Consider the following 3,510-nt stretch of genomic DNA (forward strand, 5'->3'; position numbering starts at 1 on the left):
ACGACCCGAGGAATCAGGAGGCCAACGACACGTCGCGTGACACGCCGATCCACAGGTCTTGACAATTACTCATGACTCCTCGGACTGGGCACATCTCAACCATCGCCTTCTTGCGAAGTCTCGGCCACCTTGAGACGGTGCTCTTGCACACCCTCATCGTCGACGACCTCGACTACAGCCCGCTACTTGACCTGCCGTGTCTCCGCAGTGTCCGCGTGATGAAAGCTCGCGGCATGCGACCCGAGCACGAAGAACTACGGCGTCGCCTGCCATGGAGTGGATGAGCACCTGCCCGACACGACGCGAGAAGGGCTACGACTCAGGTGTGCTAGCACATCCTGTACTGCCGCGTACATAGCTGAGCTGTTAAGGGCAAGTGGCTTCCGGCATGCGCACGAAGAGCCAGTCCATCTGCGGGGCGGAGGCGATGATCTCGCTGTCAGATCCGCCCAGTGGGTGGAGCGTGAGCTCATCTCCGTCCTGGACGTCCCAGGCGGCCTCCCCGTCGGCCAATCGCCAGACAGATCCGTCGAGCGGACCCAGAACCGGGGTGTCGCAGTCCGGATCGTCACGGTAGATATAACGCACTGGCTTGTCGGTTGGCAGATCGTCTCCGTCGGTGACCAGGGCAGGCTCAACGGGCACCGCCAGTGACGCGTCTGCGTGCACCTGCTCGTTGGTGGCAGTGGAGCCCGGCTCTCTCAGGTCCACATCCACTACGGTGCGTTCCTCCGGTGCCCCCGGGTAGGGGTCACGCGCCTCCAGCTGCACCCGGAACGGACCCTCCGGCAGGACAGTCCTGGATATGGCGACCACGAAGGCGTGCGGGTTGGCATCGTCATTGCAGCCGTACACCTCACCAGGGACGACGAGATCGGCATAGAGCAGGTCACCCTCGACGAGGACACCGTCCATCCGCACCGGGCAGCCCGAGCCGTAGACCGCGCCGAACCACACCGCGATCTCGCCGTCCCAGTCCACCTGCGGCGCGTCGCCCTCCAGTCCCGCTGCCTCCCACAGGTCCTGCAGCTGGTCATCGGTGGTGGCCACCGACGTCCGGTAGGACTCACCGCTCAACCCCTCACCCAGCAGACGCCACCCCTCCCCGGCCGTCGGCTGGCTCCTCTCCTCAGGCGCCTGATCCTCAGGGATCCCGTCCACGCACAAGGGTCGGCCGGTGAAGCCGGCGAGCACCGCCTCGGCCTCGGGGGTGATCACCCCGAGGTGGATCTCGACCACACCGCGCTGCGGGGAGAGCGCGGACCCGCCGCTGCGAACACCAGCCTCCCGCAGCGCGGCGTCCACGTCGGCCAGCACGGCCTCGAGCTCCCCCGCGGTCCAGGGCACCTCCACCACCACGATCCCTTCCCCCGGCCACTCCCGGGCGACCTCCTGCTGCAGCGCGTCCACGTCGGCGTCCTTGACCCACACGGTGATCCACCCGTTGCGTTCCCGGTCCAGCCCCAGCTCGACAAATCCGGGTTGCCCGGCCGCCCACGCCTGGACCTGCTGGACCAGCTCATCGGCGTTGCCGTAGACCGGCTCATCGCGGTACAGCGCCTCGTCCGCGCGGATCTGGGGCACGTCCGCGCACGACGGGAACCCCGCTACGCCCCCTGATGACGCCCCAGATGCGCCACCGGAACTCCCCCCAACCGTCCCGCACGCTGTCAGGAGCAACGCCGCCATGACGGCGCCCACCGGCACCGGACCTGTCCACGGGTTACGCCATGACCTTTGCAAGCCCCTCACCTCCCAAGAGCAGTCTGCCCGCTCGACGCCACGAGACGCCCCATTGCCGCCGGTCCCGATTTCCTACTTTGTCGTGCTCTCGCGCCACGCCGTGGCGGTTTGCTCGTCGTAGTACCGGCTGAAGCCACAACCCCATGCGATCGGTGAGTCCAGCGGTGCGCCTCCCCAACGCGGTTCACCGCTCACAAGCAGACGCGTCCCGACCTGGAGGGGCAGATCTTCCTCACCGGTCCCTTCGCCGACGCTTTGCAGGTCGACGGTGACCTCATCCGCGTCACCGCCCACGAACCATTCGCGGACCTCGAATGTGATGCCCGCCAGGTTCAGGTCACCATCGTCACCCCGGTCGGAAACGGACGGTCCCAGACGGATGACGATCCCATCGAAAGCGAAGGCGCGGTTCTGGAGTGTCTCGGGCGAGTACGACTCGACGCAAGAGACTGCGCCACCATCTGGCAGCGGACCGCCTTCGTTGTCCAGCGCGGGCTCGCTGCCAGCTGAGGCGACAGAAGATCCTTCCGAACTTCGACGGCTCGCGGTGCTCTCCGCATCGCCGCTGCAGGCCGTCAGGATCAGGGCAAGGCCAAGCAGGGTCCCAGTGACGGTATGGATCTGCATCGTCCGCTCCAGGTGAACGTCGGCTCCATCTGAGACGTCGACCCAGCCGCCAGCGTTCCACACCATCCGCACGTCCTGTATTGCCGCGACTCGCTCGCGCCGAGGAGGGCCGCGAACTGACGAGGGGCGCCGCCCTGGGCCGGCCCGAAACTCGCGTCATCCGTGGTCTACATCTTGCTCGCCACGACCGTGTAGTTCTCCGCCTCAAGGTTAAAGGTGTTCATTTCTGTGTGGAGCCCAACCTGGCCCAACTCGGCTGCGAGTTCGTCGTTTCGGTAGGGCCAGCACGACAGCAGTTCCGATCGGACGCTGACCGCCGCGCCCCCATCAAGTTGGGCGATCGCGATCTCGAGGTGATGCTCTTCCTCCCAGCGCGGTGCTATCTCCCAGCGGTAGATCACGACGGCGTCGACGCCGTTGCGGCGGACGAGCCGGTCCGTGATGTCCAGCCGGGAACCGCGAGCCCGCACGAGCTCCCAGGTGCGTGAGGTGAGTATCAAGCGTCCGCCACGGCGCAGAAGTTGAGCCATCGACTGCAGAGCGGCCAGTCTTCCTCTCGCACCCGCTGCGTGGTGCAGCGAGTTGCCGACGCAGAAGATCGCGTCGAAGGTGCCGTCATCGAAATGGTCGGGCAACTCCTCCCACGTTGCCCGCAGCGTGCGGACAGGTGCCGCGAACTCCTGAGCCAGCTCCTGCGTTCGGTGCACCATGACCTCGCTGGCGTCAGTAGCCGCAACCTCCATGCCACGACCGGCGAGCCCAACCGCCAACTGCCCGGTACCGCACGAGCAATCTAGGACGCGGGCCTCCGACGGCAGGAGACCGAGGACGTCGTCGAACGACGCGGCGAACTCGGCCGGACCGAGCTTGGCATCTGACACGAGCCACTCGTACACCTGGCCAAGCTCGTTGTAGCTCGTCACAATCACACCTCCGACCCGCGCGGACCCGATGGGTCAGTACACCGACGGCGCCTGGGGTAAGCAACAGCGTTATCGGGCCCGTCTTAACCTGCCCGTGGCCGCCGCTGCCATATCCCACCCGCGGCATGATCGGACGAGCGTCCGCTCATCAGCGTGAGGCGTTGTACGTCAAGGGGGGGCCGGTGCCCTGGGCCCGTCGTCGTCCCTGCATAGGTGA

3 protein-coding genes are annotated in these 3,510 nt (G+C 66.5%); all 3 read right to left on the bottom strand.

Going from position 1 to position 3,510, the window contains the following annotated elements:
* Positions 1 to 366: 366 nt before the first annotated feature.
* The 3 genes from D4B81_RS17520 to D4B81_RS17530 all read right to left on the bottom strand — a co-directional run bounded on the left by D4B81_RS17520 (position 367) and on the right by D4B81_RS17530 (position 3,293).
* Positions 367 to 1,701: a hypothetical protein gene (locus D4B81_RS17520; RefSeq protein ID WP_161965288.1), complete on the bottom strand. Its 1,335-nt coding sequence runs from the start codon at positions 1,699 to 1,701 to the stop codon at positions 367 to 369.
* 114 nt (positions 1,702 to 1,815) lie between these two features.
* Entirely contained in the window at positions 1,816 to 2,436 is a 621-nt protein-coding gene (locus D4B81_RS17525; protein ID WP_122263951.1) for a hypothetical protein, read from the bottom strand.
* Positions 2,437 to 2,537: 101 nt separating this feature from the next.
* Positions 2,538 to 3,293, bottom strand: coding sequence for a class I SAM-dependent methyltransferase (locus D4B81_RS17530; RefSeq protein WP_122263952.1), 756 nt, complete (start codon positions 3,291 to 3,293; stop codon positions 2,538 to 2,540).
* Between the last annotated feature and the right edge of the window lie 217 nt (positions 3,294 to 3,510).

This window comes from Ornithinimicrobium cerasi (assembly GCF_003702705.1).
In the GTDB taxonomy this organism is placed as follows: domain Bacteria; phylum Actinomycetota; class Actinomycetes; order Actinomycetales; family Dermatophilaceae; genus Ornithinicoccus; species Ornithinicoccus cerasi.